This window comes from Lancefieldella parvula DSM 20469 (genome assembly GCF_000024225.1).
Classification (GTDB): Bacteria; Actinomycetota; Coriobacteriia; order Coriobacteriales; family Atopobiaceae; genus Lancefieldella; species Lancefieldella parvula.
Genome location: NC_013203.1, coordinates 151532 through 177878, shown reverse-complemented (window position 1 = coordinate 177878; position 26347 = coordinate 151532). Strand labels below are relative to the sequence as shown.

The 26347-nt window shown below is 49.5% G+C and carries 20 protein-coding genes; 6 read left to right on the top strand and 14 right to left on the bottom strand.

Annotated features, from left to right (window positions below; all coding sequences use genetic code 11):
* Positions 1-82: 82 nt before the first annotated feature.
* Both APAR_RS00805 and APAR_RS00800 read right to left on the bottom strand, forming a co-directional pair.
* Entirely contained in the window at positions 83-1507 is a 1425-nt protein-coding gene (locus tag APAR_RS00805) for a PTS galactitol transporter subunit IIC (protein ID WP_012808248.1), read from the bottom strand.
* 70 nt (positions 1508-1577) lie between these two features.
* A complete protein-coding gene (locus APAR_RS00800; RefSeq protein ID WP_012808247.1) occupies positions 1578-1859 on the bottom strand; it encodes a PTS sugar transporter subunit IIB in 282 nt (93 codons plus the stop codon).
* Between the two features lie 251 nt (positions 1860-2110).
* On the opposite strand from APAR_RS00800, the gene APAR_RS00795 reads away from it, so the two are divergent.
* The gene (locus APAR_RS00795) at positions 2111-3121 is read left to right on the top strand and encodes a LacI family DNA-binding transcriptional regulator (protein WP_012808246.1); all 1011 of its coding nucleotides are present in this window, start codon (positions 2111-2113) and stop codon (positions 3119-3121) included.
* 28 nt (positions 3122-3149) lie between these two features.
* On the opposite strand, the gene APAR_RS00790 is transcribed toward APAR_RS00795, so the two are convergent.
* From APAR_RS00790 to APAR_RS00745, 10 genes are all read right to left on the bottom strand, one after another.
* Positions 3150-7904 carry a 2-hydroxyacyl-CoA dehydratase gene (locus tag APAR_RS00790; protein ID WP_012808245.1) on the bottom strand — a complete coding sequence of 1585 codons (4755 nt, stop codon included), beginning with the start codon at positions 7902-7904 and terminating at the stop codon, positions 3150-3152.
* Complete coding sequence (locus APAR_RS00785; protein WP_012808244.1) at positions 7897-8604, bottom strand: TetR/AcrR family transcriptional regulator; 708 nt, start codon at positions 8602-8604, stop codon at positions 7897-7899. Before APAR_RS00785 ends, APAR_RS00790 begins: the two co-directional genes overlap by 8 nt.
* 582 nt (positions 8605-9186) lie before the next feature.
* Positions 9187-10512 carry a pyrimidine-nucleoside phosphorylase gene (locus APAR_RS00780; protein ID WP_012808243.1) on the bottom strand — a complete coding sequence of 442 codons (1326 nt, stop codon included), beginning with the start codon at positions 10510-10512 and terminating at the stop codon, positions 9187-9189.
* Between the two features lie 135 nt (positions 10513-10647).
* Positions 10648-11193 carry a cytidine deaminase gene (locus tag APAR_RS00775; protein WP_012808242.1) on the bottom strand — a complete coding sequence of 182 codons (546 nt, stop codon included), beginning with the start codon at positions 11191-11193 and terminating at the stop codon, positions 10648-10650.
* Entirely contained in the window at positions 11193-12116 is a 924-nt protein-coding gene (locus APAR_RS00770; RefSeq protein WP_012808241.1) for an ABC transporter permease, read from the bottom strand. The genes APAR_RS00775 and APAR_RS00770 overlap by 1 nt, the downstream gene beginning before the upstream one ends.
* The gene (locus APAR_RS00765) at positions 12106-13308 is read right to left on the bottom strand and encodes an ABC transporter permease (protein ID WP_012808240.1); all 1203 of its coding nucleotides are present in this window, start codon (positions 13306-13308) and stop codon (positions 12106-12108) included. The genes APAR_RS00770 and APAR_RS00765 overlap by 11 nt, the downstream gene beginning before the upstream one ends.
* Positions 13305-14834 (bottom strand): ABC transporter ATP-binding protein, encoded by a 1530-nt coding sequence (locus tag APAR_RS00760; protein WP_012808239.1) that lies wholly within the window; start codon positions 14832-14834, stop codon positions 13305-13307. Before APAR_RS00760 ends, APAR_RS00765 begins: the two co-directional genes overlap by 4 nt.
* 151 nt (positions 14835-14985) lie before the next feature.
* Positions 14986-16059, bottom strand: coding sequence for a BMP family lipoprotein (locus APAR_RS00755; RefSeq protein WP_012808238.1), 1074 nt, complete (start codon positions 16057-16059; stop codon positions 14986-14988).
* Positions 16060-16226: 167 nt separating this feature from the next.
* Positions 16227-16937 carry a purine-nucleoside phosphorylase gene (gene deoD / locus APAR_RS00750; RefSeq protein WP_012808237.1) on the bottom strand — a complete coding sequence of 237 codons (711 nt, stop codon included), beginning with the start codon at positions 16935-16937 and terminating at the stop codon, positions 16227-16229.
* Positions 16937-18127 carry a phosphopentomutase gene (locus APAR_RS00745; protein WP_012808236.1) on the bottom strand — a complete coding sequence of 397 codons (1191 nt, stop codon included), beginning with the start codon at positions 18125-18127 and terminating at the stop codon, positions 16937-16939. Before APAR_RS00745 ends, deoD begins: the two co-directional genes overlap by 1 nt.
* Before the next feature lie 417 nt (positions 18128-18544).
* Between APAR_RS00745 and APAR_RS00740 the strand changes: the two genes are divergently transcribed.
* The 5 genes from APAR_RS00740 (at position 18545) to APAR_RS00720 (ending at position 24170) form a co-directional block, all read left to right on the top strand.
* Positions 18545-19627: a PfkB family carbohydrate kinase gene (locus tag APAR_RS00740; RefSeq protein ID WP_012808235.1), complete on the top strand. Its 1083-nt coding sequence runs from the start codon at positions 18545-18547 to the stop codon at positions 19625-19627.
* Positions 19628-19701: 74 nt separating this feature from the next.
* Entirely contained in the window at positions 19702-20628 is a 927-nt protein-coding gene (locus tag APAR_RS00735; protein WP_012808234.1) for a pseudouridine-5'-phosphate glycosidase, read from the top strand.
* A 273-nt stretch (positions 20629-20901) separates the two neighbouring features.
* Positions 20902-21633: a Crp/Fnr family transcriptional regulator gene (locus tag APAR_RS00730; RefSeq protein WP_012808233.1), complete on the top strand. Its 732-nt coding sequence runs from the start codon at positions 20902-20904 to the stop codon at positions 21631-21633.
* A 130-nt stretch (positions 21634-21763) separates the two neighbouring features.
* Positions 21764-23266, top strand: coding sequence for a YjjI family glycine radical enzyme (locus APAR_RS00725; RefSeq protein ID WP_012808232.1), 1503 nt, complete (start codon positions 21764-21766; stop codon positions 23264-23266).
* 19 nt (positions 23267-23285) lie between these two features.
* Positions 23286-24170: a YjjW family glycine radical enzyme activase gene (locus APAR_RS00720; protein WP_012808231.1), complete on the top strand. Its 885-nt coding sequence runs from the start codon at positions 23286-23288 to the stop codon at positions 24168-24170.
* Positions 24171-24200: 30 nt separating this feature from the next.
* Here APAR_RS00720 and deoC read toward each other — a convergent pair whose 3' ends face one another.
* A complete protein-coding gene (gene deoC, locus APAR_RS00715) occupies positions 24201-24842 on the bottom strand; it encodes a deoxyribose-phosphate aldolase (RefSeq protein WP_012808230.1) in 642 nt (213 codons plus the stop codon).
* A gap of 252 nt (positions 24843-25094) precedes the next feature.
* A complete protein-coding gene (locus tag APAR_RS00710; RefSeq protein WP_012808229.1) occupies positions 25095-26309 on the bottom strand; it encodes an iron-containing alcohol dehydrogenase in 1215 nt (404 codons plus the stop codon).
* Between the last annotated feature and the right edge of the window lie 38 nt (positions 26310-26347).

Below are 26347 nucleotides of genomic sequence, written 5' to 3'. Positions count from 1 at the left end.
AGCGGTAAACAGAGAGGCTCGCCAAGCAAAACCTGGACGAGCCTCCTTGCGACTTTTTGTAGGCAACGAGGCCTGCTCGGGACTAAGCCTCCTGAGCCTCGTGCATTGCAGCAGCCTCCTTGAGGATGCGGCTGCGATTCCACACTGCAAGTGCAACTGCGATTGCGCCAGTTACTACAACGCCAACGATTGGGTTGATGCTGGAGAACAGAACAAACAGGCCGGACAGTGGGCTGCCGCCGTCGGAAAGGACGGTGATCAGGGAAGAACCAGCAACGCCGGTGCTACCAACTGCAGCTGCGATGTCGAAGCCAGCCTGAGTTGCAGACTGTGTGATGAGTGGAGCAAGAGCGGTGGAGATCAGCAGGCCGATGATGACGGAAACAATGCCGATGATCAGGCCGCGGAAGCCGTTACCCTTGCAGACAGGTACTGCGACTGCGAGCATGTAGGTGCCAGCGGCAAGGTCAACAAATGGCAGAGTCTGATTGCCAACTGGCTGAAGCAGAAGTGCAAACAGAACCATCAGAGGAATGCAGATAAGAGCCAGAGACAGAGTTACTGGGTGGCCAACTGCAACTGCAGAGTCGAGGCCAATCCAGATGTTGCCGCGGTTCTTAACGCGCTGCTGGATGAAGTTTGAAGCTGCCTCGGAGATTGGCAGGAGGCCTTCCATAAGAAGAGCTGCCATACGAGGAATAAGAATCAGAACGGAACCAAGGGTGACGCCGATGGTCAGGATCTTGGTGATGGAGCCTGCGATATCAGCAGCGTCGAAGTATGCAACGCAGCCGATGATGAGGCCGATGACGGTGCCGATGAACAGTGGCTCGCCGAAGACGCCAAAGCGCTTCTGCATGGACTCGACGTCGATGTCAATGTCACGAACACCAGGGATCTTATCGATCAGCCAGTTCAGACCCATAGCAACTGGAGCATAAGCAAGCGAGAAGCCCTGAGAGATAGAAACGCCTGGCATGTTGAGCGCCTTCTGGACATCCTTTGCAGTTGCGTCAGCAAGAACAAGCAGGATGACCTCATCGATGATTGCTGCAGCAAAGCCAAGCATGATGTTGTTGGTAACATTTGCAACAAGAGAACCGACGAATGCGTAGTGCCAGTAATTCCAGATATCAACGTTGACAGTCTGAGTGAAGTTAACCAAAACAAGAAGCAGGTTAACGATGAGTGCCAAAGGAATGATAACCAGACCAATGGTGGTGCCAAGTGCAATTGCTGCACCTGCTGGCCAACCAACGTCGATGACGTTAAGAGTCAGACCAAAGCGGTGAATCATTTCCTGAACTGCAGGTCCAATTGCGGTACCAAACAGCTGGTTGATGACAAGGTTAAGGCCGATAAAGCCAACACCTACCATAAGGCCAGCCTTAAGGCTCTTACCAAAGCCTGCTCCCAGAGCACAACCGATGATGGTCAGGATGATTGGCATCATGACTGCAACACCGAGGCCCTGAAGGAACGAGAAGAATGAAATTACTACTTCCACACTTACCTTCTTTCGAACAAAACACAAACACCCGCTGCCGTTGGCAAGCGGGTGTACATTACCGAACTACTTACTTGAGGATATCAAGAATCTGCTGCTCAGCAGCTGCCTTACCAATAGTGGTAAGAAAAGGAACGCCGCTAACATATGGGCACGTAATGCTTGCAGGCGCCTCAGTAGTTGCAATGAGAATATCTGCATCTGCACACTGGCTAACTGCCTCGCCAATGGAGCACTTAACAATGGTGTAAGCTCCAGCAAGACCGTTTGAATCAAGAAGATCCTTGACCTTTGCCTCAACAGCAGTAGAGGTTGCGATACCGGAACCACAAGCTACGACTACCTTTTTCATATCTTCTCCTTTGAGACAGAACGAGATTTTCTCGCCCTGATATGTGGTTGATATTACCTGTTTATTGCCCAGGTTTCTCGGTGTCTAAACACTTAATGTAGGTATTGTAAACAAATTAAACAAGATTGTCCATGTTGTTTTATATGTACAATTTTTATATAGTGAATGTATAAGTTTTACATTGAACTTACAGGTAAAACATTTTTAACGTAATAGTTGAACTGTTTATTTTGATATTTGAGAGGGACGCCATGACGAGAGTAAGCATTAGAGATATAGCTGCTGAAACAGGCTATTCTCCTGCAACTGTCTCTAATGTCCTCAACGAAAAAGGTAATGTCGGAGCTAAGGCAACTAATATCATCCTTGAGGCAATCACCCGCCTTGGCTATAGTCGCTCGACTCAAATTTCCCGCATTATTTTTGCGATTGCACGTGTCAACGGCCACATTGTTGACGAAAGCACCTTCCAATCGGCAGTTTATACCGGCATTGAACGAGCTGCTCGTAGACTTGGTTTGCCGTCGGCGATGGTTACGTTAGACCTCCCCGACCCTGTTACCAGTAGAAAAAACATCGCGGAACTGGAACAAAACGAGGGGGCTGGCATTGTTCTTCTCGCCACCGAGATTGTCTCAGACGATCAGTTCTCCTTACTGGAAGAATTTAGCCTACCGCTAGTAATCGTAGATAGCTGGAGTGACAAACTGCCGTTTGACTGTGTGGTTACCGCCAACGAAACCGCAGCATATCGTGCGTGCACGTTATTGGTTGAGCACGGCCATGAAGTCATCGGATACGTTGGACACGTGGAGCGCTGCAAGAATTATCCCCTGCGTGAGCACGGTATGCGCCGCGTTCTCGACGACATGCGATTCCCGTTTGCCGAGGAAAATCGCGTGCTTGTTGACTCGGCTCCCGAAGAGGCCTATCACCAACTGGTCGATTGGCTGGAGCAAAAGCGTAACTCGCTACCCACCGCATTTTTCTGCGAAAGTGATAGCTTGGCAGCTACCGTTGTCCGTGCTCTGCATGAGTTGGACATTGAAGTTCCAAGCGATGTCTCGGTTGTAGGTTTTGACGACGACCGCATCTGTAAGTTGATTCAGCCTTCTCTAACCTCTGTGCACGTTCCCAAGCATGAAATGGGAGAAATTGCAGTTAAACGCCTCATTGACCAGACAACTGACGCACATTACGCACCTTGTATTTCGCAGCTCCACACCACCGTGGTTTCACGCAAGAGCGTCAAGCAGCTATAACACGCAAGTCGCCTTACGTGATGCACACCTATTTGACGCCTGCCTTCTTCTTGGCACGCTCAATTGCAGCTATCTGCTCCTCAGAAAGCCTAATAGAACCGTAATCTTTTCCGTGGTCAGATGCCGTGCGACCATGATCACCCAAATTAGCGCCAGTTGCTTCCAATGCAGATACATGATGCGACGAGCAAGAATGTCCGCCTTCGCGAACAACGGAATCTAGGCCATACTTATCTCGGCCGGTATACGGCATAGTTGCGTCATTAGTAACAGGGTCATCAGCGTTTTCTAGCTTAAACTCGCCATTCACACCGTTTTTGTAATTCTCCTTAGCAACCGAAATCATCAACTTAATACGATTAAGCTGGTTAACCTCAGACGCACCCGGATCGTAGTCAACGGCAACAATGTTGGACTCAGGATGCATCTGACGCAAGCGCTTAATAACCGCCTTACCAACAACGTGGTTTGGCAGACAGGCAAACGGCTGAGCACAGACAATGTTTGGTGTACCCGTTTCAATAAGGTCGCACATCTCTGCGGTAAGCAGCCAACCCTCGCCCATCGTGTTACAGAGCGAAAGAATCTGACCAGCCTTCTCGGCCAATTCATCAATGTTGGGGTACGGCTCAAAGCGCTCTGACTTCTCCAGCATCTTATTGATTGGCGCGCGCAGACCCTGAACCATCTTAATTCCTGCGATATGCGTCATGCGGCTCTTGAACGTGGTGCCTAGCTCCTTATGCGTATTGATTGCATTAGAGAGACCAAACAGGAAGAAGTCCACCAGACCAGGAACGTTTGCTTCGCAACCCTCGGACTCAATGACCTTGATCAGCTCATTGTTGGCTGTTGGGTGGAACTTAACCAGAATCTCACCGACAACGCCAACACGTGGCTTCTGTCGATCGTTCACCACTGGCAGACTGTCAAACAACTCAATGGTACGCTGGCACTGCTTGTAGAATTCCTTGCGAGAAATTCTATTGATCTTGGAACGCATATCGGCCATGAGCTGGTCATATAACTCGTTTGCAGAGCCCTTGACAGCTTCGTATGGACGTACGCGATACAGTAGCTGCATGATTAGATCGCCGTAAAGCAACGCATAGACTGCCTTGATCAGCAAATCAGGCTTGAAGAGCTTGAATCCCGGGTTGTCCTCGTCAAGACCAGAAGCAGCGGAGATAGAAATAACTGGAATCTCTGGATGGCCTGCATCTTTAAGCGCCTTACGAATCAGCGCAATGTAGTTGGTTGCACGGCAGCCACCACCAGTCTGCGAAATCAGGACTGCAGTCTTAGTCAGATCATACTTGCCCGAAAGCACCGCCTCCATAATCTGACCTGTAACCAGAATAGATGGGTAGCAAATATCGTTGTTAACGTAACGAAGACCCATGTCAACGGCACCCTGGTCAACTGAAGGCAACAGCACAACGTTATAGCCCGCACCCTTCAGCAACTCCTCTACCAGCTCAAAGTGAATCGGTGCCATCTGTGGAGCCAGAATGGTGTAACCCGCTTCCTGCATCTCCTTGGTGTAGCGGACCTTCTCGTAAGCTGCAGATTCTGCCTCACGATACACTGGCGCACGGCGAGAAGAACTTGCACTCCTAGCCTTTTCCAAAGAACCATCGGCCATGCGAACGCCCTGTGGAACGGCCTCGGTAACCAAGCCGGCAGCTGCAAGTCGCTCTAGCTCTGCTTGCTGCTCATTCAGGGCTGCCATTAGAGAGCGGATACGAATTCGTGCAGCACCTAAGTTGGAAACCTGATCAACCTTAAGCATGGTGTAAATCTTGCCCGAAGCCTCAAGAATCTCTTGAACCTGATCGGTGGTAAGTGCATCAAGGCCGCAACCAAACGAGAAGAGCTGAATAAGGTCAAGATCGTTTCGAGATGCAACAAAGCGAGCCGCACGATACAGACGTGAGTGATACATCCACTGGTCAACAATGCGAATTGGACGCTCGGGCAGCATCTTATGCGCAATGGAATCCTCGGTAAGAACAGCAAAACCAAACGAAGAGACCAGCTCAGGAATAGCGTGATTAATTTCTGGATCGTTGTGATAAGGGCGACCTGCAAGAACAATGCCGTGAGCGTCATGCTCCTCAATCCAAGCAAGAGCCTCATCACCCGCACGGTGCATCTGATCCTTAAAGTTACTGTCTTCCTGCCAAGCAGCCTCAACAGCGGCATCAATTTCAGCACGCGTAATGTGCTCGCCGCGGAAACGACCCTTACCTGCCTGGGCGTCCTTCTCGCGCTGTTCGCTGATGAGCTCGTACAAACGACGCTTAAGCTCATTTTTCTTGTCGTATGGAATAAACGGAGCCAGGTACTGAATGGACGGATCGGAGAGCTCGTCCACGTTGAGGCCCAGCGCCTGAGGGTAGCTCATGACAATTGGGCAGTTATAGTGGTTAGTTGCGGAATCGTCCTCCTTGCGCTCCCAACGAATACATGGCATCCAAATGAAATCTGGGTCCTTAGCCAGCAAGTTCATGATATGGCCATGGGAAAGCTTTGCAGGATAGCAAGCAGACTCGGAAGGCATGGATTCAATACCCGCGTCGTATGTCTTTGCGGTGGTCTGGTCGGACAAAATGACCGAGAAGCCCAGCTTAGTGAAAAACGTGTGCCAGAACGGATAGTTCTCGTACATGTTCAACGCACGAGGAATGCCGACAGTGCCACGTGAAGCCTCATCTACAGGAAGCGACTCGCGATCAAACAGCAGCTTGTTCTTATACGCAAAGAGGTTTGGTGCCTGATTCTTCTTTGCACCACGCTTCTTACCAGCGCCTTTCTCGCAACGGTTGCCGGTGATAAATCTGTGACCGCCGCCAAAGTCGTTGATAGTAAGCATGCAGCTGTTAGGACAAATGCGGCAGTGTGTATTGGTAAGCTTGACCTGCAGATTGTCGATGGACTCTCGATCAAGCAAGGTGGACACTCCATCAATACCTGCGCGGTCTCGGGCGAGAAGAGCGGCGCCGTAGGCACCCATAACGCCTGCAATGTCAGGTCGGATAACATCTCTGCCGGTAAGCAGCTCAAAGGCGCGAAGCGTTGCGTCTGACATAAAGGTACCGCCCTGAACGATGCAGTGCTCACCAATCTCGCTGAAGTCGCGAAGCTTAATGACCTTGAACAGGGCGTTCTTGATGACGGAGTACGAAAGACCAGCAGCAACGTCACCGATGGTTGCACCCTCCTTCTGCGCCTGCTTGACGCGGGAGTTCATAAAGACGGTACAACGAGAGCCCAGGTCTACAGGCAGTTTTGCCTTAGTCGCAGCAGTTGCAAACTCACGGACATCCATCTTCATAGAGTCAGCGAAGGATGCAATAAAGGAACCGCAGCCTGCAGAGCATGCCTCGTTGAGCATGATGTGCTCAATGACGCCATCTTTGACCTGCAGACACTTCATGTCCTGGCCGCCAATATCAAGAATGAAATCAACGTCTGGGACAAACGCTTTTGCACCACGCAGATGAGCGACAGTCTCAATCTCTCCGGAGTCTGCACGCAGAGCCTCAATCAGAATACCTTCACCATAACCAGTGGTAGTAACGTGACCAATAATGCAGTCAGAAGGCATCTCATCATAGATAGAGTCCATGATCTTGCGGGCAGTGCCCAAAATATCGCCGTTGTTATTGTCATACCAGGTGTAAAGCAGCTCGCCCTTCTCGCCAACAACAGCAGCCTTCATGGTGGTAGAACCTGCGTCAATACCGATGAAAACACGACCGTGATAGTTGGCAAGCTGACCCTTGGGCACTACCTCCTGGTCGTGACGAGTCTTAAAGTCATCATAGTCCTGCTGAGTAGCAAAGAGTGGATCCAAACGAGCAACCTCGGAACCCTGGAGGTCCTTGAGATTATCCAGCGCCTCCATGACCTGGGTAAACGTGATTGGTCGGTCGGACTCGCCTGCCAGAGCAGCACCCGTTGCAACAAAGAGGTGTGCGTTCTTTGGCAGAACGATATGCTCGTCATCCAGGTTAAGCGTAATGTAGAAGCGGCGGCGCAGCTCAGAAAGATACTGTAAAGGACCGCCAAGAAACGCAACGTAACCGCGGATAGGGTGACCACAAGCCAAACCAGAGACGGTCTGGTTTGCAACAGCCTGGAAGATAGAAGCGGCAATGTCAGCGGGAGCAGCTCCCTCATTAAGCAGAGGCTGAACGTCTGACTTAGCAAAAACACCGCAGCGAGAAGCAATTGGGTAAATCTGCTTAACGTCTTTTGCCAGCTCGTTAAGACCGGTTGCATCAGTCTTAAGAAGAGATGCCATCTGGTCGATGAATGCGCCAGTACCACCAGCACATGTACCATTCATGCGCTGCTCAATGCCGTTGTCAAAGTAAATAATCTTTGCGTCCTCGCCGCCCAGCTCAATGGCAACGTCGGTCTGAGGAATCAACGTCTCAACAGCACGCTTAGAAGCGATAACCTCCTGGACAAACTCCAAGTCAAGCCATTGTGCCAGCAGCATACCGCCGGAACCGGTGATTGCGGCATACATAGGTGTATCACCAATGTACTTCTGAGCTTTAACAAACAAGGAACGCGCAGTTGCGCGAACATCAGTATGGTGACGCTCGTAATTTGCGTAAACCAGCGTGCCATCCTCATCGATGACGGACAGCTTTACGGTTGTGGAGCCAACATCAATACCTAGCATAAGGTGGGCCTGAGACAGGTCAAGTGGAACGTTTGGTACAAGCTCTGCACCATTTTCTACCAGCTCAAACTTTGGACTAATCATTGTTTTCCTCTCCAAGAACAAGAGTTGCAAGCGCAAATCGTGGAACGTCCAGCTTAATTGGCTTGCCGTACAAATCGCCAGGTGCAACAAACATGAGACCGGTCATAAGACCCGCCATCTGCTCGTCGCTCTCGCGCATGCCGCCGATTAACCAGCGGATAAGGACGCCAACCTCAGCAGAAATTGCAAAGGTCAGATAGTAGTCAAAGAAAGAACCAAGTGCGCGTGGGTCAAGGTCGTGTAAGGCACGCTGAGCGATAACCTCGTGCACCAGGTGCTTAAGCTTTTCCTGGAACGCAGGGTCTCCACCGTTGCCCAACAAAGGACGCAGGTAGAAGCCGTGCTTACGAATGCTACGGAGCATCTCAGTTGCGCCAGGGCATGGTTTGTAGGAGTCGATTGCCTCCCTGAGTTCGGCAAGGTTGACGCGAGCAAGCTGCTCAACAGCAGGCCGAAGCTCTGCTAATGCTTCCTTTTCAATGTGAAGCACCAAATCAGGGATGTCTTTGTAGTGGGAATAAAAGGTTCGACGCGTAAGGCCGGCGCGCTCCGTTACGCCCGTAACAGTCACAGAGGTAAGATCGCCGGTAGCGTCTATCTCTTCTGCCAGGGCCTTTCTGAGTGCCGCACGCGTTCTAGCAGTGCGTCGATCAAGCTTACAAACTGACAAAACAGCAGGTACAGACATTGTTTGTGTCATACGTTTCTAAAGCCTCTCCTGGTTACATCTACGTATTGGGTGCGTGCGAGCGGCGCAGCGCGGCACGACGGGCTCGGGCAGCACAACAACACCGTACTTATTGCACATACTGAGTATTATTACACACCATGTGCAATAACTGCAACCGCGAGAAGACCGATTTTCTCGCCAGGCGTCCAACGATCTTGGTGCGCGCCTAATTTCTTCAAAGATTTGGTGGATTTTGCCTAAAAACAACAAAGAGTCTGTGGATTTGCCTGATTTTGTAAAAAATCGGTGGCTCAAATACAGATTCTTTGCACTTTTTAGGCTCGCTTTTCAGACTCGATAAGCGTAAACCGCCTACAGTCGCACGTCTGGCGAGAAACCCCGTGCACTCGCAGCGGCGCTTCGCGCTCTTGACCTGCAAGTCTATCTGCACACGACGCTGTTGCCGCACAAAAAACCGGTGTCCACCTGCGTGAACACCGGTCTGATCTGCATGTTATGTGGAGCTCGGAACCCCGTGCGCTCGCGGCTCGCAGATCCCCGCACTCGCGCTCGCACTCGCTGCGTCCGACGCGACCGCGCCCGTACCTGCGCTTACGCGAAACGCTCAACACCGTCCTTGGAGACGCGTGCAAAGAACAATGGCTCCAACTCAGGTGCACTCTCACCAAAGGCTAGAGCCTCACGGAAGATGCGCTCGCCCTCATCAAGACGGCTTTCGTCACCAGTCAGAAGCGTTGCGATGACATCGCCCTTCTCGACATAATCGCCCGTCTTGCGCTCGAGGATAATACCGGCGGATGGGTCAATTGGATCACCCTTTTTCTCGCGACCGGCTCCCAGAGCAACGGAGGAAATACCAACCAGCTCAGCATTCATGGAAGTGATATATCCACTGGTCTCGGACACAATATCACGACGGAATGGAGCAGCCTCAAACTTGGTGGTATCAAAAATAACCTCGTCGGTACCACCCTGAGCTTTGACCATCTGAGCTAGCTTGGCCAGACCCTCGCCGTTGGCAATCTGCTGGCGAGCCAGCTTACGGCAGTCATCAACACTTCCCTTACCTGCAAGGTTAAGCATGTTTGCAGCAAGCTCAATGCAGACGTCGGTCAGATCCTTAGGGCCCTCGCCCTTGAGCGTTGCCACTGCCTCAATGACCTCAAGGGAGTTACCAACGTTTTTGCCCAGAGGACGATCCATACCGGTAATTAACGCAGCAGTAGTACGGTTAACGTGTTCACCAATAGAAACCATGGCGTCTGCCAGCTCAATTGCAGAATCAACATCCTTCATAAAGGCACCAGATCCACACTTAACGTCCAGCAAAATGCAATCAGAGCCAGAAGCAATCTTCTTACTCATGATACTTGACGCAATCAGAGGCACCGAGTCAACGGTTGCAGTAACGTCGCGCAGCGCATAGAGTTTCTTATCGGCAGGGACAAGATTGCCCGTCTGACCTGCAACAGCAACACCAATCTCGGAAACCTGCTTGAAAAAGTCGGGCTCGGAAATCTCAATAGAAAGTCCTGGAATTGCCTCAAGCTTGTCAAGCGTACCGCCTGTGTGACCCAGTCCGCGACCGCTCATCTTAGCAACTTTCACACCCAGAGATGCAACAAGTGGAGCTACTACCAGCGTGGTTTTATCGCCAACGCCGCCGGTAGAGTGCTTATCAACCTTGATACCAGGAATTGCCGAGAGGTCCATCATATCGCCAGACTCAGCCATCGCCATAGTCAGATGAGCCGTCTCGTGCGCGGTCATGCCCTTATAAAAGATGGCCATAGCAAGTGCGGAAGCCTGGTAATCGGGAATATCACCAGCTACATAACCCGAGACAAAGTAATCAATCTCTGCGTCGGTAAGCTCGCCTCCATCGCGCTTCTTCTCAATTACATCGTACATGCGCATAGTTGAACCTCTTTTCGCTGTTTGCGTTAACTCTCTAGTAAAAGAGCCGGTAGCGAGAAACTCTACCGGCTCGCAATTTCATGTAACCTACTAGGTTATTTACACCCAAAAGCACAGACTGCTTGGTGCTGTTGCTTACTGGTTACTCTTACTGTGCTTGTCACACCCGCAAGTACAACCGTGCTCGTGACCTGTAGTGCCCTTCACAGCGTCGTCACTTGATGCACCGGCAGGACTGGACTCACCCAAATCCTCTGGACCAAATCCCATGGGCAAGATATCCTGGAGCAGATACTCACGAGGAGCCACATCTGCCTTACCCAACACAATGCGGAAGGTAGCAGGATCGCACCATTCACGAATAACCTGTCTGCATACGCCACAAGGAGTACACCAAGCTGTTGGAGCTTCTCCCTCAGGACCGCCGACAACTGCAATAGCCACAAAATCTCTGTGACCCTCAAACACTGCGCGGAAAAACGCCGTGCGCTCAGCACAGTTAGAAGGCGTATACGCAGCATTTTCTAGATTGGCGCCACCGTACACCGTACCGTCAGAGCATAAAAGCGCAGCTCCAACAGCATAATGAGAGTACGGTACATAAGCGTGATTACGAGCCTCAATAGCAAGCTGAACAAGAGCCTCGTTAGAGACGTGGCAAGAACCCTTTACCTCAGCCATTATGCACGGCTTCCCTTGATGAATGGCACACCGTCTGCCTTAGGAGCAACAGATTTACCAACAAAGAGAACCAGCGTAATAATGGTGATGAAATAAGGAAGCATTGCAATAATCTGGCTTGGAATTGGAGTTGCTCCACCACCAAGGAGAATTGCCAATGCCTGAGTAAAACCAAAGAGCAGGCAAGCCGCATAGGTGTTCAGAGGTTTCCACTTACCAAAGATGACTGCAGCCAGTGCAATAAAACCCTGACCAGAAATAGCCGTCTGAGTAAACTGAGAAATAATTGCCAGCGTTACGGAAGCACCACCAAATCCTGCAAGAACACCAGAAACAATAACGCAGAGGTAGCGAGTCTTACGAACACTAATTCCTAGCGTCTCGGATGCGTGTGGATGCTCGCCAACAGAACGAATACGCAGGCCCCACTTGGTGCGATAGAGTACAAACCAGACGAGAAGTGCAGTCAAAAGTGCAAGTACAACGGTGATATCTACGTTCAAGCTGGAATAAGGTGTGTTGTTAAAGGCACCCTCGCCAAAAAGCTTTGGAAGCTTGTCGACAGCTGGCGACATTGCAGCACCATCAAACAAAAGACGGCAAGCAAACAACGCAATACCAGGTGCCAGCAAGTTAATAGCAACACCAGAAACCGTCTGGTCAGCATTAAACGTAATGGACGCAATGGCATGTAGAAGTGCAATAAGACCGCCTGCAATACCTGCGCAAAGGAAGCCAATCCAAGGGTTTCCGGTGAGGTAGCTGCCTGCAACACCTGCAAATGCACCAACACCCATCATGCCCTCAATACCAATGTTGACAACTCCGGAACGCTCGGAGACAACGCCGCCTAGAGCACCAAAAATAAGAGGTGTCGAGTACATGAGGGTAACGGAAACAAGAAGAATCAGGTTAGTGAGCATTGTTTGCCTCCTCCTGAGATGGGTCGGACGCATCACTCACTTGAGCAGCAAGCTTTGCCTCTTCTTCCTTAGCCTTCTGGGCACGCTTGTGATCAAGATGATCGGCAAGCATTGGAATAACGCCACCCAAAGCCATAAAGAATACGATAGTACCAATAACAATGTTGATAATCTCGGAAGGTGCACCAACAACCTGCTGAACTGTCTGACCACCATAAAGAAGACCAGCAAACAGGAATGATGCAGGAATACATGCCACAGGATTGCAATTGGCGATAAACGCAACAGATAGGCCGTTAAAACCGTTGTTCTCAAATGCTGCTAGCGTTGCAATACTGTGAGGAGCAATACCAGTGATAGTCAAAGCACCTGCAAGTCCGCAGAGCGCACCAGAAATAGCCATACAAAGCGTGAGGTTTTTCTTAACATTAATGCCAGTAAACTGAGCGGCATCACGGTTAAAACCAACGGCGCGCATCTCATAACCAACTTTGGTACGCATAAGCAGCCAGCCAATAAAGAAAGCTGCAATAATAGCAACGACAATACCAATATTTGCGTCGGTACGCATAATAGCATCGCCAATAACAGGAATATTACGAATTGCCTCAGCACCGTCCTCGGAATTCTTCATGCCATAGAACAAAGTGGTGTAGCCGGACTCATTAATAGGATACGAAGAAGTTGAGTTTGGCTGATGGAACTGTGGAAGAGAAACCACAAAGTTGCAAAGGAAGAGACTAATCCAGTTGAACATAATGCTGGTAATAACCTCGTTGATTCCAAACTGAGCTTTGAGCCATCCGATAATTGCGCCAATACCTGCTCCGCCTGCGGTTCCAACCAAAACAACTACAGGAATCTGCAACACAGGAGGAAGATCAAGGCTGTAGCCGACAATAACTGCAAGGATGGTACCTACAATGTACTGACCCTCAGCGCCAATGTTAAAGAGGCCAACGCGGAAAGCAAAAGCAACTGCAATACCAGTAAAAAGCAAAGGCGTTGCTTTAATAATGACGTTAGAAATGTATTTTGGCTTACCTACCATGCCGCTAATAAGAGCCTCAAACGAACTGATAGGGTCATATCCTGCAACAACCAAAATAATAGAAGCAACCAACAGACCAACAAAAATAGCAACAATTGCTGACGTAATTGGTTTTCTCATTATCTTTGTAAGCGTACTCACTCGGCGTCACCTCCTGCCATCAGCAGGCCAGCCTGCTCTTCAGTGATAGTACCTTGGTCAAACTCGCCAACATTCTTGCCGGCGTAAATAATTGCCATCTTATCGGCAACGTCCATAATCTCATCCAGCTCAAAGGAAATCAGCAAAATTGCTGCTCCACGGTCCCTCTCGCGAATCAGCGCTTTGTGAACAAACTCAATTGCACCAACGTCAAGGCCGCGAGTTGGCTGGATGGCAATAAGAACGTCTGGGTTGGAAGAGACCTCTCGGGCGATAATAACCTTCTGCTGGTTACCACCAGAAAGTCCTGCTGCTTGATGATCGGAGCACTCTGCAGGGCGAATATCAAACTCGTCAATCAACTTCTGAGAGAATTCCTTCATCTTTGCCAAATCAAGCGCAATGCCCTTGCCAAAAATCTCCTCATTGTGGCGCTCAAGAATCATGTTCTCGGCAACCGTAAATGGCAGGACCAAGCCCCAACGATGACGGTCTGAAGGAATGGTTGCAACCGCATGATCAATGACCGTCTTAGGAGTTGTACCTTGAATCTCTTCATTTTTGACGGTGATGGTGCCCGACTCGGGCTTGACCATTGCGTTTATGGCATCGGCGAGTTCTTTCTGACCGTTGCCGTCGATACCCGCAAGACCAACAATCTCGCCGGCACGAATATCCAAATTAAAGCCGTTTACCTGCTCAATACCACGCTCATCCTTGACGTGGAGATCCTTAATAGAAAGCACAACCTCACCAGGAGTTGCTGGCTTCTTTTCAACATGCAGGTTAACGTTTCTACCCACCATAAGTGTTGCAAGCTCAGTCTCTGATGTCTTGGAGACATCAACAGTGCTCATGTACTTACCGCGGCGAATAATAGTGCATTCATCTGCAGATGACATAATCTCTTTAAGCTTGTGAGTAATAACAATGATGGTTTTACCTTTGCTTACCAGGTCATGCATGATCTGGATAAGCTTCTCAATCTCCTGTGGCGTAAGCACTGCCGTAGGCTCATCAAGAATCAGCGTATCAGCACCGCGATATAGGGCCTTTAAGATCTCAACACGCTGCTGCATACCAACAGAAATGTCTTCAATCTTAGCGTCAGGATCTACGTCAAAGCCGTATTCCTCAACAATTTCAAGGACCTTCTCGCGAGCTCGTTTTGGATCAAGAATGCCACCGGTTTTGGTGACCTCATTACCCAAAACAATATTTTCTGTAACAGTAAAATTCTCGACCAACATAAAGTGCTGGTGAACCATACCAATACCGTGAGCGATAGCATCGTTTGGATCAGATATGGATACACGCTCTCCGTTGAGGTAAACCTCGCCCTCATCAGCAGAATACAGGCCATACAGTACGTTCATGAGCGTACTTTTACCTGCGCCGTTCTCTCCTAAAATGGCGTGGACAGTTTGCTTGCGCACGTTAAGGTCTACGGCGTCAAGAGCTTTAAACGATCCAAAAACTTTGGTAATGCCATGCATCTGAACAGCGTAATCCGAACTGACTTCCACGAGCCACCTCCTTTACACACTTGCTAGAGGTGAGGAGTGCTAAGAAGCACCCCTCACCAGCAAATCCAAACTCATTAGCCTTGGAGCCTTGCTAGAGAGCGTAAACCATCTGGTAAGAAGCTCCAAAGGCGTAACAAAACTAAGACAGAACCTAGCTCAAAGACTTAACGTACTTGTCCAAATCGTCCTTGCTTGCAGGAGGAACAACAGAGCCAGCTTTGATCTTGTCTAAAAGGGCAGTAGCTGCCTTGTAGGTATCGTCTGCCATGAGGTGGTGATCCTCAGCAATTCCGACAGCGTCCTCGGAAGCGCCCAGAGAAATGGTGCTACCACCCTTCTGGCCGTTCTTCAAAATCTTCTCGGAAATCTCAACGATAGCAACATTGACGCGCTTAAGAGCGGAGGTCAAAACATTCTCTGGAGCAAGATATGCCTGGTCGCGGTCAACACCAATGGCAAGCTTGTTTGCGTCCTTAGCTGCCTCAATAACGCCAGTTCCTACGCCGCCTGCAGCGTGGAAGACAACGTCGCAACCATCGGAATACATAGAGTTTGCAATAGCCTTGCCCTTTGCAGCATCGGAGAAGGACTCTGCATACTGTGCAGAAATCTCAACGTTAGTGTTGTTCTCGTTGTTTGCATAAGCAACGCCGCCGCGGTAACCATACTCAAACTGGTCGATAAGTGCGGAAGAAATGCCGCCAACAAAGCCAACCTTGCCAGTCTTTGTAGTACGAGCAGCAATATAACCAACAACAAAGGAAGGCTCTTGAGCGCGGAACATTACGCCGGTCAAGTTAGCAACCTCAGAATCATTAGCGTTGTCGATAATGGCAAACTGGGTGTTGGAGTTATCCTTAGCAGCCTTAACAACTGCATCTGCCATAGCAAAACCAATACCCCAAACAAGGTCAGACTCAGCGTCAACAGCCTTATCAAGGTTGGTTGCGTAATCGGAATCCTGCTTGGACTCAAGGTAGCTGACATCCCAGCCGTTCTTGTCCTTGAGCTCAGTCATGCCCTCCCAAGCGGACTGGTTAAAGGACTGGTCGTTTACACCACCAGTATCAGTAACCATGGTGAGCTTCTTTTTCTTCTCACCTGATGACTTCTGGCCGCCGTCGTCCTTCTTCTGGTTGCAGCCTGCAAGACCTGCAAGTGCTGCAAGTGCGCCAGCGCCGGTTGCGCCAGTCACAAAACTACGACGAGAAACGTTCTTGTTCATTCCATGCTCTCCTTACCTCATGTGGCGGGAACGTCCAGCTTTAGCGCTGGATCTTTATGAGAAGTTGACCAAACTCCCCTAGCTTAAGCGGAAAATCCGCATGGTTCCAAAACAAAACAGCAATAAAAAGCAGCCCATCTACGACGCTTTGCGCAACAGAGCGCACTTTAAGCAACAACAGAAAGAGCAACTTCCATCATCTGTGTGAAACTAGTCTGACGCTCTTCAGCAGTAAGTGCTTCTCCTGTAAGAGGAAGGTCAGAGATAGTTAGCAGCGTAAGCGCATGCTTATGAGCGTACATGGCGTTGAGATACAGAGCTGCCGACTCCATCTCAACGGCAAGAACATCCATGCTTGCCCATTTTGAATGTGAGTTGTCTGCGGTGTAGAACACGTCACTTGCCAGGATATTACCAACGCGAACGGGATAGCCCAGCTTCTCTGCACCAGCAACAGCCTTACTCAACAGACCAAAGTCTGCAGTAGGCGCAATAGTTCCAGGCATTCCGTACTGTGATGGATAATTAGAATCAGTGCTGGAAGACATACCAATAACAATATCTCTAAGCTTTACCTCAGGAGCAAGGCCACCAGCGCTGCCAATGCGGAGAATATTGTCAACTCCGTAGAAATTAAAAAGCTCGTAAGAATAAATACCAATAGAAGGCATACCCATACCAGAACCCATAACGGAGACTGGCTGTCCTTTATAGGTACCGGTGTAACCAAACATGTTGCGAACGGTGTTGAACTGCTCAACATTCTCCAGATAGGTGTCTGCAAGAAGTTTTGCGCGCAGAGGATCACCTGGCATGAGGACAGTCTTAGCAATCTGTCCCTCAACAGCAGCGTTATGGGGAGTTGGGGTAGTAGCCATTAATTCTCCTTAAGAATCTCTGATAGATGAGAAGTTCCAACACCAAGTTGCTCAACGCCAAAATAATCAAGAATTGTCTCGGCCATGTCGGCAAATGTGGTGGTTGTACCAAGGTTAGTATTTGGCTTGACTTTTGGACCTGTGATAAGCAGTGGTACATACTCACGAGAGTGGTCAGTAGATGGCGTCACAGGATCACAGCCATGATCTGCGGTAATGATAAACAGATCATCTTCACGAAGACCCTTAATAATCTGAGGGATATGCTCATCAAAGTAAGAAAGAGCATTGGAATATCCCACAGGATCGTTGCGGTGACCGTAAATCATGTCAGTATCAACAAGGTTAGTGAAGCATAGACCGTTAAAGTCTTTACTGGTAGCCTCAATAGTCTTCTGAATTCCATCTGCATTGCAGGTAGTAAACTCAAACTCAGTCATACCACGATGAGCAAAGATGTCATAAATTTTGCCAATGGAAAGAACGTCAAAGCCGTTCTCCTTGAGACGGTCAAGCATAGTTGTGCCAGTTGGCTCAAGCGAGAAGTCATGACGGCGAGAAGTGCGCTGATATGGCCACTCTCCCTCAAAAGGACGAGCAATAACGCGAGCAACACCATGCTCACCCTGCAGAATCTCACGTGCAATGCGGCAATACTCATAGAGTTTCTCGGGGCTTACCACATCCTCATGTGCAGCAATCTGGAAAACAGAATCTGCTGAAGTGTAAACAATCAAAGCACCAGTCTCTACGTGCTCTTTACCAAAATCTCTAATTACATCAGTTCCAGAGTAAGGTTTATTGCACAGAACCTTGCGACCGGTCTTCTGCTCAAACTCCTCAATGACCTCCTGCGGGAAGCCATCAGGATAGGTTGGGAACTTCTTTGGAGAAATGACGCCTGCCATCTCCCAGTGACCAACGGTGGTATCTTTACCAGCAGATTTCTCCTGCATACGAGCATATGCGCCCATAGGAGACTCAATTGGCTTCAAATCAACGTCATAGACAGTATCAAGCGCGCCATCAATATTAAGAAGACCCAGCTTTGTCATATTTGGAATATTAAGAACTCCGCTAGTTGCGCATGCGCAGAGGGTATTGCTGCCCTCATCTCCATATGCTGCTGCATCTGGTTCTTCACCAATGCCAAAACTATCAAGAACAACCACAAAAACACGTTTAGGCATACTACCTCCTAAAACGTCCAGAACAAGCATTTGCGCACGATACACGCGTAAACCAACTTATGTGGACGACTCATTACTATTTATTAGTATTCATTAAATATATTATTACAGTTGCATTACGCCGATGCCCAATTTAGGGAGATTTTCTCGATACAACCGTTTGCAGATACTAAAATTCTGTAAACGGTACACAGCAAATGCTTAGAAAAATCAAGCAGGTAAAATAAGTATGCCGAGAAAAACTTTAAACTCACCTTGGAAAAATTTAATGAATTTATTCTTTACAGGCTCTAGCTGCTGTCTTATGGTTATCCCAAGCAAATTTAAGCACTAGCTTAAACAAGATAAGCACCTGTTTAGAAATTTTTATATAAGCACCTGTTTAGTCGAATTCTATTTTTGCTGCTAGGAGGCCCAATGCTTACCAATCGAGAACAGATGATTTTCAACTGGATTAAAGAGCAGCCTTCCATTACTCAGAAGGAGATTGCAGAACGCGCAGGTATTTCACGTTCTTCTGTTTCGGTTCACATCTCTAACCTCACCGCAAAGGGCGCTATTTTGGGTCGTCGTTACATTTTGAGCGAACGTCCCTATTTTATTGTGATTGGCGCTGCCAACATGGATATTGCTGGTCGACCAGAGACTTCTCTTGTGGCAGGAGATTCAAATCCTGGCAAAGTCACCATATCCTTTGGTGGCGTTGGCAGAAATATCGCACACAACCTGGCCCTTCTCGACAGCGACGTACGTCTGCTTACCGCCTTTGGCGAGGACTATCGTGCCCGTGAGCTTAAAGAGGGCTGCCTAGACTGCGGTATTGACATCGATGCATCCATTACTGTTCCAGGCGCTTCCACTTCTACCTATCTCTTCATTATGAACGAGCACGGTGAGATGCAGGAAGCCATCAATGATATGCAGATCTACGAGTATGTTACCCCTGAACGTATCGAAGAGCGCCTAGATGTTATCCAGCATGCCGCAGCTTGCGTGATTGACACTAACCTGCCTCAACAGACCATTGAGTTTATTGCCAAGAACGTGACCTGCCCTATTTTCTGCGATCCCGTTTCTTCTATTAAAGCGCAAAAACTTAAGAAAGTCCTAGGCAAACTTTACACGCTCAAACCAAATCGCCTTGAGGCTGAAATGCTCTCGGGCATCAAGATTACTGACGACGCTTCCCTTGAAGCAGCAGCTCATGAGCTACTTGCAACAGGTCTTAAGCGTGTATTTATCTCTCTTGGCGAGAAGGGGCTTCTTTGTGCTGATCACGAGAAGACCATCCGCTTACCACTGCTCCCAGCAAAGCTAATCAACATGACAGGCGCGGGAGATGCCATGATGGCAGGAATTACCTGGGCGTATACCCAGGGTATGACGCTTGAGCAAACTGGACTGGTAGGTATGGCTGCCTCCAGCATAGCCATTGAAGGAGAGGAAACCATCAACAGTCAGCTCAACGTTGAAGAGGTTATCAAGCGCGCAGGTATTTAGCGCGAAGATATACGTGCAGAACGTTTGCGCGGCACTACTTTCGGTTCTATTAGCCTTTTGTGATTGGAGTACATATGTCTAACCTGAAGGATTTTCTTGTTGTATCTGACGAGGTTAAAGAAGCTCTTGAGCAGAACAAGCCTGTTGTAGCTCTAGAGTCCACCATCATTTCTCACGGTATGCCTTACCCACAAAACGTCGAGACCGCTCTGAAGGTTGAGCAGATTATCCGCGACAACGGTGCAATTCCTGCAACCATCGCAATTATTAACGGCCAGATGCGTGCCGGTCTTTCCGCTGACGAGATTGATTACCTAGGCAAAAAGGGCCGCGAGGTTGCTAAGGTCAGCCGTCGCGACCTCCCAGTCATCATTGCTGAGAAGAAAGATGGTGCAACTACCGTCACTACTACCATGATGATTGCTCACATGGCAGGCATCGACGTCTTTGCAACCGGCGGCATCGGTGGCGTTCACCGTGGCGCTGAGACCACCATGGACATCTCCGCTGACCTCGAGGAGCTTGCACAGACTCCTGTTATGGTCATTTGCGCTGGTGCAAAGTCTATTCTTGACCTCGGTCTTACCCTTGAATACCTGGAGACCAAGGGTGTTCCAGTACTTGGCTACCAAACTGAGGAGCTTCCTGCGTTTTACACCCGTAAGAGCGGCTTTAGCGTTGACTACCGCGTTGACACACCTGCTGAGCTGGCAGAGATCTTTACTACCCAGCAGCAGATTGGTATGAACAGCGGTCTTTTAGTCACCAATCCAATTCCTGAGCAGTATGCAATGGATAAGGACACTATTGACGCGGCTATCGAGAAGGCCCTTGCAGAGGCAAAGGCAAACGGTATCCACGGCAAGGAGTCCACACCATTTTTGCTAGCAAAGGTCGCAGAGATTACCGGCAACGACTCTCTTGAATCCAACATCCAGCTGGTCTTTAACAACGTTGCTCTTGGCGCAAAGGTTGCTTCCGAGGTCTGCCGCCGCAAGTAAACACTGGTAAATCAGGCGTACACATAAGCGCTTAGTTCAAGCGTTTTACGCATGCAAGCAAGCACGAAAATTTCTTTTTAACCCCGCATCACATGATGCGGGGTTTTCTGTCTTGTTACCGCCTGACCATAACCTAGCTGCGTTCAAGAAAATTGTCTCAAAAAGAGGACAAAAGTCCTTATTTTTATTTTGGGTAGCAGGTACAATTACTCAAACATAAGCCAAAACCGTCCTGCAATGAGGACTTACGAAGCAAGAACAGTGAGGGTTCGTGTGAACGTTTTAACCTACCTTGATAGTCTTGATTCCGATGTTCGCAAGAAGATTATTAAATGGGCTTCTCGCGTCCCTGCTAATCGTCTTTCTCACTGTAGACAGATTCGTCTTAACTCCGGGCAGACCCTTGTCCACATGCTAGATCGCGTTGACAACGTCTACATTCTGTGTCGCGGTACTGTGCGCACTACATCGCATAACTCCGCAGGTAGCACCTACGTTATTGATGAGTATCACGCTCCCGTTGCCTTTGGCGAGATGGAAGTTATCAGTGAGAGTTCGTTTTACCTGGGATCGCTCACCGCTACTTCTGGCTGCGAGTTTATTTCGGTTCCACGCGAGGACTACCTGCAGTGGATTCGTTCGGACCCCGAAGCTCTTCTCGCCCGCTCGCGCTGGATTATCAAGAACCTGACGCGTCAGTCCGGCTATGAGCGCAGTCTACTTACCTGGAGCGGCACCAAACGCCTGATGTACATGCTCAGTGAGCTAACGCGCGATCAAATTCACCGCGGTGTTGTTGAGTGGCCGTTTACCGTACGACTAACTAGACAAGAGTTGGCGGACAAGATTGGTACCAGTACAAAGACTGTTGCCCGCGGTATTGACGAGCTTAAAGCAAGAGGCATGGTTTCTGTTCAGCACGGCAAGATTGTTATTACTGAAAGACAGTTCCAACGCCTCGATGACGCAATGAAACACGAGGGAGAAACCCACATTCTGGACTAACCTCTGCATGTGGCACAGCACTTAGACAAGACCGTTCTTCTTGCCTTGCACGCCGTGCCTCAACTTAGAAAGACCAACGTATCCGTCACAATCACAAACCTGTTTTTCAGAATAAACGTAAGGAGCACTAATGAGCGAGTTCATGGACATCATCACTTCCGACAACCTCTCGTACAAGCAGAAGGTTCTGCACCTGGCTCAGGCCGCCGAGAACTCCGAGCACCCCATCAAGACAACCGCTGAGTTTGACCGTCTTTTTAAAGCTCACGCTATTGATGACATGTGTGAAGGCAACGCTCCTTACCGTCCTCGCTACATCTGCCCTGACTACCAGGTGTTTGCTCAGAACGGCTCCGAGTTTTTGCGCTTTGACAAGCCAGAGAACCTAGATGACCTGCTCTGGGGCCTTGCCACTCTCTACGATAACGTCCCTTCCGTCACCAGCCGCCCTGTGTACGTTGGCCAGCTGGACAAGATTATTGATCCTTTTTTGGAAGGCATGACTGACGATGAGATTAAGCCTCGTCTTCGCCGCTTCTTAAACCATATCGACCGCACCGTTGCAAGTGGTTACTGCCACGCAAACATTGGTCCAGAGGACACTCGCGCAGGTCGACTGCTGCTTGAAGTTGAACGCGAGCTCATGAACGCAGTTCCAAACTTCACTCTTAAATACGACCCAGAGATCACATCAGACGAGTTCATGCGCCTGGCAGTAAAGACCACCATGGTCTGCTCCAACCCTGCTTTTGCTAATCACCGCATCCATAAAGAGACCTATCCTGGTGAGTACACAGTTGTCAGCTGCTACAACGTCCTCCCAATGGGCGGCGGCGCTTACACCCTAAGCCGCGTTCTTCTCCCCGGTCTCGCAAAACTTGCAACCAACGTTGACGACTTCATGAACAACCTGCTACCAACCGCAACCAGCGAGGTACTGAACTTCATGAACGAGCGTGTCCGCTTTATCGTCGAGGATTCTAACTTCTTTGAGACAAGCTTCCTGGCTAAGGAAGGTCTCATTTCTCGTGATCGCTTCTGCGGCATGTTTGGCGTTGCTGGCATGAGCGAGTGTGTCGCCGAGCTGCTGCACCTTGATAGCAGCCGAACCTACGGCAAGGATGACGAGGCCAACGAGCTGGCAGACCAGATCATGGTCAAGATTGCTGACCAGGTCAACAGCTTTGATGCCGTCTACTCCGAGGTCTTTGGCGGCCGCTTCACCCTGCACGCACAGGCTGGTTTCTCCGACCAGAAGGGCGTTACCCCGGGTGTCCGCATTAAGGTTGGCGACGAGCCTGCAAACCTCTACGACCACATTCGCCATAGTGCACGTATGCATCGCTTTTTCAACAGTGGTGTCTCCGACATCTTCCCAGCTGAGCCAACCGCTGAGCGCAACCCAGACGCCGTCATTGACGTGGTCAAAGCTGCATTCTCCATCGACGACAAGTACCTCTCGTTCTATAGCTCCGAGGGTGACCTGGTCCGTATTACCGGCTTCTTGGCAAAGCGCTCAGAGATGAAGAAGTTCCAGTCCGGCAACGTTGTTCTTCAGGACACCGCTCACGACGGCCTAGGCAACTTCACCGCCAACCACCTTGCCGACCGCAAGGTTCGCATGAGCAACTAGCGAGAAGAGCTGCGCAATCGTGACCTTCACTGCAACAGAAACCGCTTTAGGAGCAACACATCCAACCGGGTGTGTTGCTCCTGTCAACAAGATTATTCCCTTCTCACTGGTAGATGGCCCAGGAAGCCGAACTGCCGTCTTCCTTCAAGGCTGCAACATTCGCTGCGCTTACTGCCATAACCCTGAGACTCAGGTGGAATGCATTTCTTGCCAGGCATGCGTCAAACCATGCCCAGCTCACGCTTTGTCTATGGCCAATGGAAAAGTTGTGTGGGACAACTCTATCTGTATCAACTGTGACAACTGCATCAAGGTTTGTCAGCATAAATCCACACCAAAAATTGAACTACTCAGCGCACGAGAAGTTGCTGATCGCTGCATTTCCAACATGCCATTCATCCGCGGAATCACCACGTCAGGCGGTGAATGCATGCTCCGTCCCGATTTCCTCTACGAGCTCTTCACCTACTGCAATGCAGCAGGCCTAAGCTGCCTCATCGACTCCAATGGCACCATCGACTTCACTGAATACCGCGACTTACTAGCCCTTTCGGACGGCGTTATGCTTGATGTTAAAGCTTGGGATGATCAGTGGTATGAACATCTAACTGGCGAGAATGGCGTCATAGTCCGCAAAAATCTTGCTTTTTTGGCCGAGCAAAACAAGCTCGAAGAGGTTCGCGTCATTGTGACCGAAGGTTGGAACGACGCCGAAGCCGCAGTTGATGGAATTGCCTTAACGCTTGGCGAGAAGGTTGGTCAGACGCGCATTCGTCTCATGAAATTCAGGCACTTTGGCGTTCGCGGTCCGATGGAGAACTCTCCTTCTCCAAGCGACGAGCGTATGCGAGAAATCGAATCACAAGCCCGCAGCCTCGGCTTTGGTGAAGTTGTCGTCAGTTAACGCTAGTTTGATAAGCTCCGGTCCAGCAAACTACTCGGTGACAATAGCAATTCCGCTGGAGCATCCCAAACGATCAGCGCCAGCCGCAACCATTGCCTCAGCATCAGCTTTATTGTGAATACCACCGGCAGCTTTGACCTTGCAGGTATCACCAACAGTTTGCTTCATTAGAGCAACATCGTGAACAGTTGCTCCACCTGTGCTAAAGCCAGTGCTCGTCTTAACAAAAGCAGCTCCAGCAGCCATACAATCCTTGCAGGCACGAACAATCTGCTCGTCATCAAGCAAGCAGCACTCAAGGATTACCTTAACGGGAACAGAGCCTGCAGCCTCTACAACAGCTTTGATATCAGAGATAACATAGTCGTCATCACCCGCGACCAGATGACCACCATTGATGACCATATCAATCTCGGTGGTACCGTCGGCAACACTCTGCTTAGCCTCAGCGACCTTAGCCGCAGTTGAAGCTGCGCCCAGAGGGAAACCGACACAGGAAGTAATACCAACTCCAGAGCCCTCGAGCTCGGCGTGAGCTAAAGAAACCCAGCAAGAATTGATAGCGACAGTTGCAAACTTATACTGTTTTGCTTCGGCACAAAGTTTCTTAATGTCCTCAGCAGTTGCGTTTTGCTTCAAATTTGTATGGTCGATAAGGCCGTTGATTTCCACGATTTTCTCCTTCTGTGCCACGCGATTATTAACTTTCTTACCCTTCTATTGTACGGCAAGTAAAATGTAAAAGATGTAACTATCTAGTTTTAACCATTTAGCTTTACTATCTGGTTTTAAGTGAGCTCTTATCCAAGTTTAAACAATTGTTCCCATAATGCTTACTTGCGCTCGCATCCACACCTGCACATAAAAAGCCTGGCAACTCATTGCTACCAGGCTTTTAGTGAAGCTAAATATCTAAGATAAATCTTAGAACTCGACAGGAAGATCGAAGTAGACGCACTTAAGCAGCTGCTCCATCTCCTCCTGGGTAGGCTTGCGTGGGTTGGAAAGGGTGCAAGCATCCTCAATAGCAAGGCGAGCAACCTCTGGAGCCTTCTCGAAGAACTCTTTCTCGTCAATGATGGAGGTCTCGGACTTGGTTCCACCCTCGCCATAATTCTTAATACCCTGTGGGATGTTAAGAGCATCGTTGATGTCGCGGATCTTCTGGACAAGTGCCTCTACAAGCTCATCTTCAGTGTTGCCCTCAAGGTGCAGGATCTCCTTAGCAATAAATGCATAGCGAGCCTTTGCGCGCTCATCACGAGCGTTGAACTGAATGACTTTGCCCAAGTACATAGCGTTTGCACAACCGTGGATGATGTGACCGCCGGAGAATGCAGCGCCGGTCTTGTGAGCCATGGAGTGAACGATACCCAGAAGACCAGAGGAGAATGCAATGCCAGCAAGGCACTGTGCGTCGTGCATGTGCTGACGTCCCTCTTTCTCACCTGCATAAGACTTTGGCAGCCACTCGACAATCTCACGAATTGCGTGGAGAGCATCGCCGTCAGTGTACATAGAAGCAGCGGTAGAAACATATGCCTCAATAGCATGAGTCAGTGCGTCCATACCAGTATGAGCAACAAGCTTAACAGGCATGCCGTAAGTGAGCTCAGGGTCAACAATTGCAACGTCAGGGGTAATCTGGAAGTCAGCAATTGGGTACTTAACGCCCTTCTGGTAATCAGTAATGATGGAGAATGCGGTTACCTCAGTTGCGGTACCGGAAGTAGAAGAAATTGCGCAGAAGTGAGCCTTGGTACGGAGCTCAGGAAGACCGAAGACCTTGCACATGTCCTCAAACGTGGTCTCTGGATACTCGTACTTAATCCACATAGCCTTAGCTGCGTCGATTGGAGAGCCGCCGCCAATAGCAATGATCCAGTCTGGCTGGAACTCAGACATCTTAGCAGCACCGTTCATAACGGTCTCGACAGAAGGATCGGACTCGACACCCTCAATGTGAGCAACCTCAAAACCTGCGGACTTGAGATCATTCTCAACATCATCAAGGAAGCCGCCGCGACGCATAGAGCTGCCGCCAGAAACGATAACTGCTCTCTTGCCCTTGAGGTTCTTAACCTCGTGACGAGCGCCCTCGCCAAAATACAGATCGCGCGGATTAGTAAAACGTCCCATAAAACCTCTCCTTAACTATGTGCCACTTCCCTAAGTGG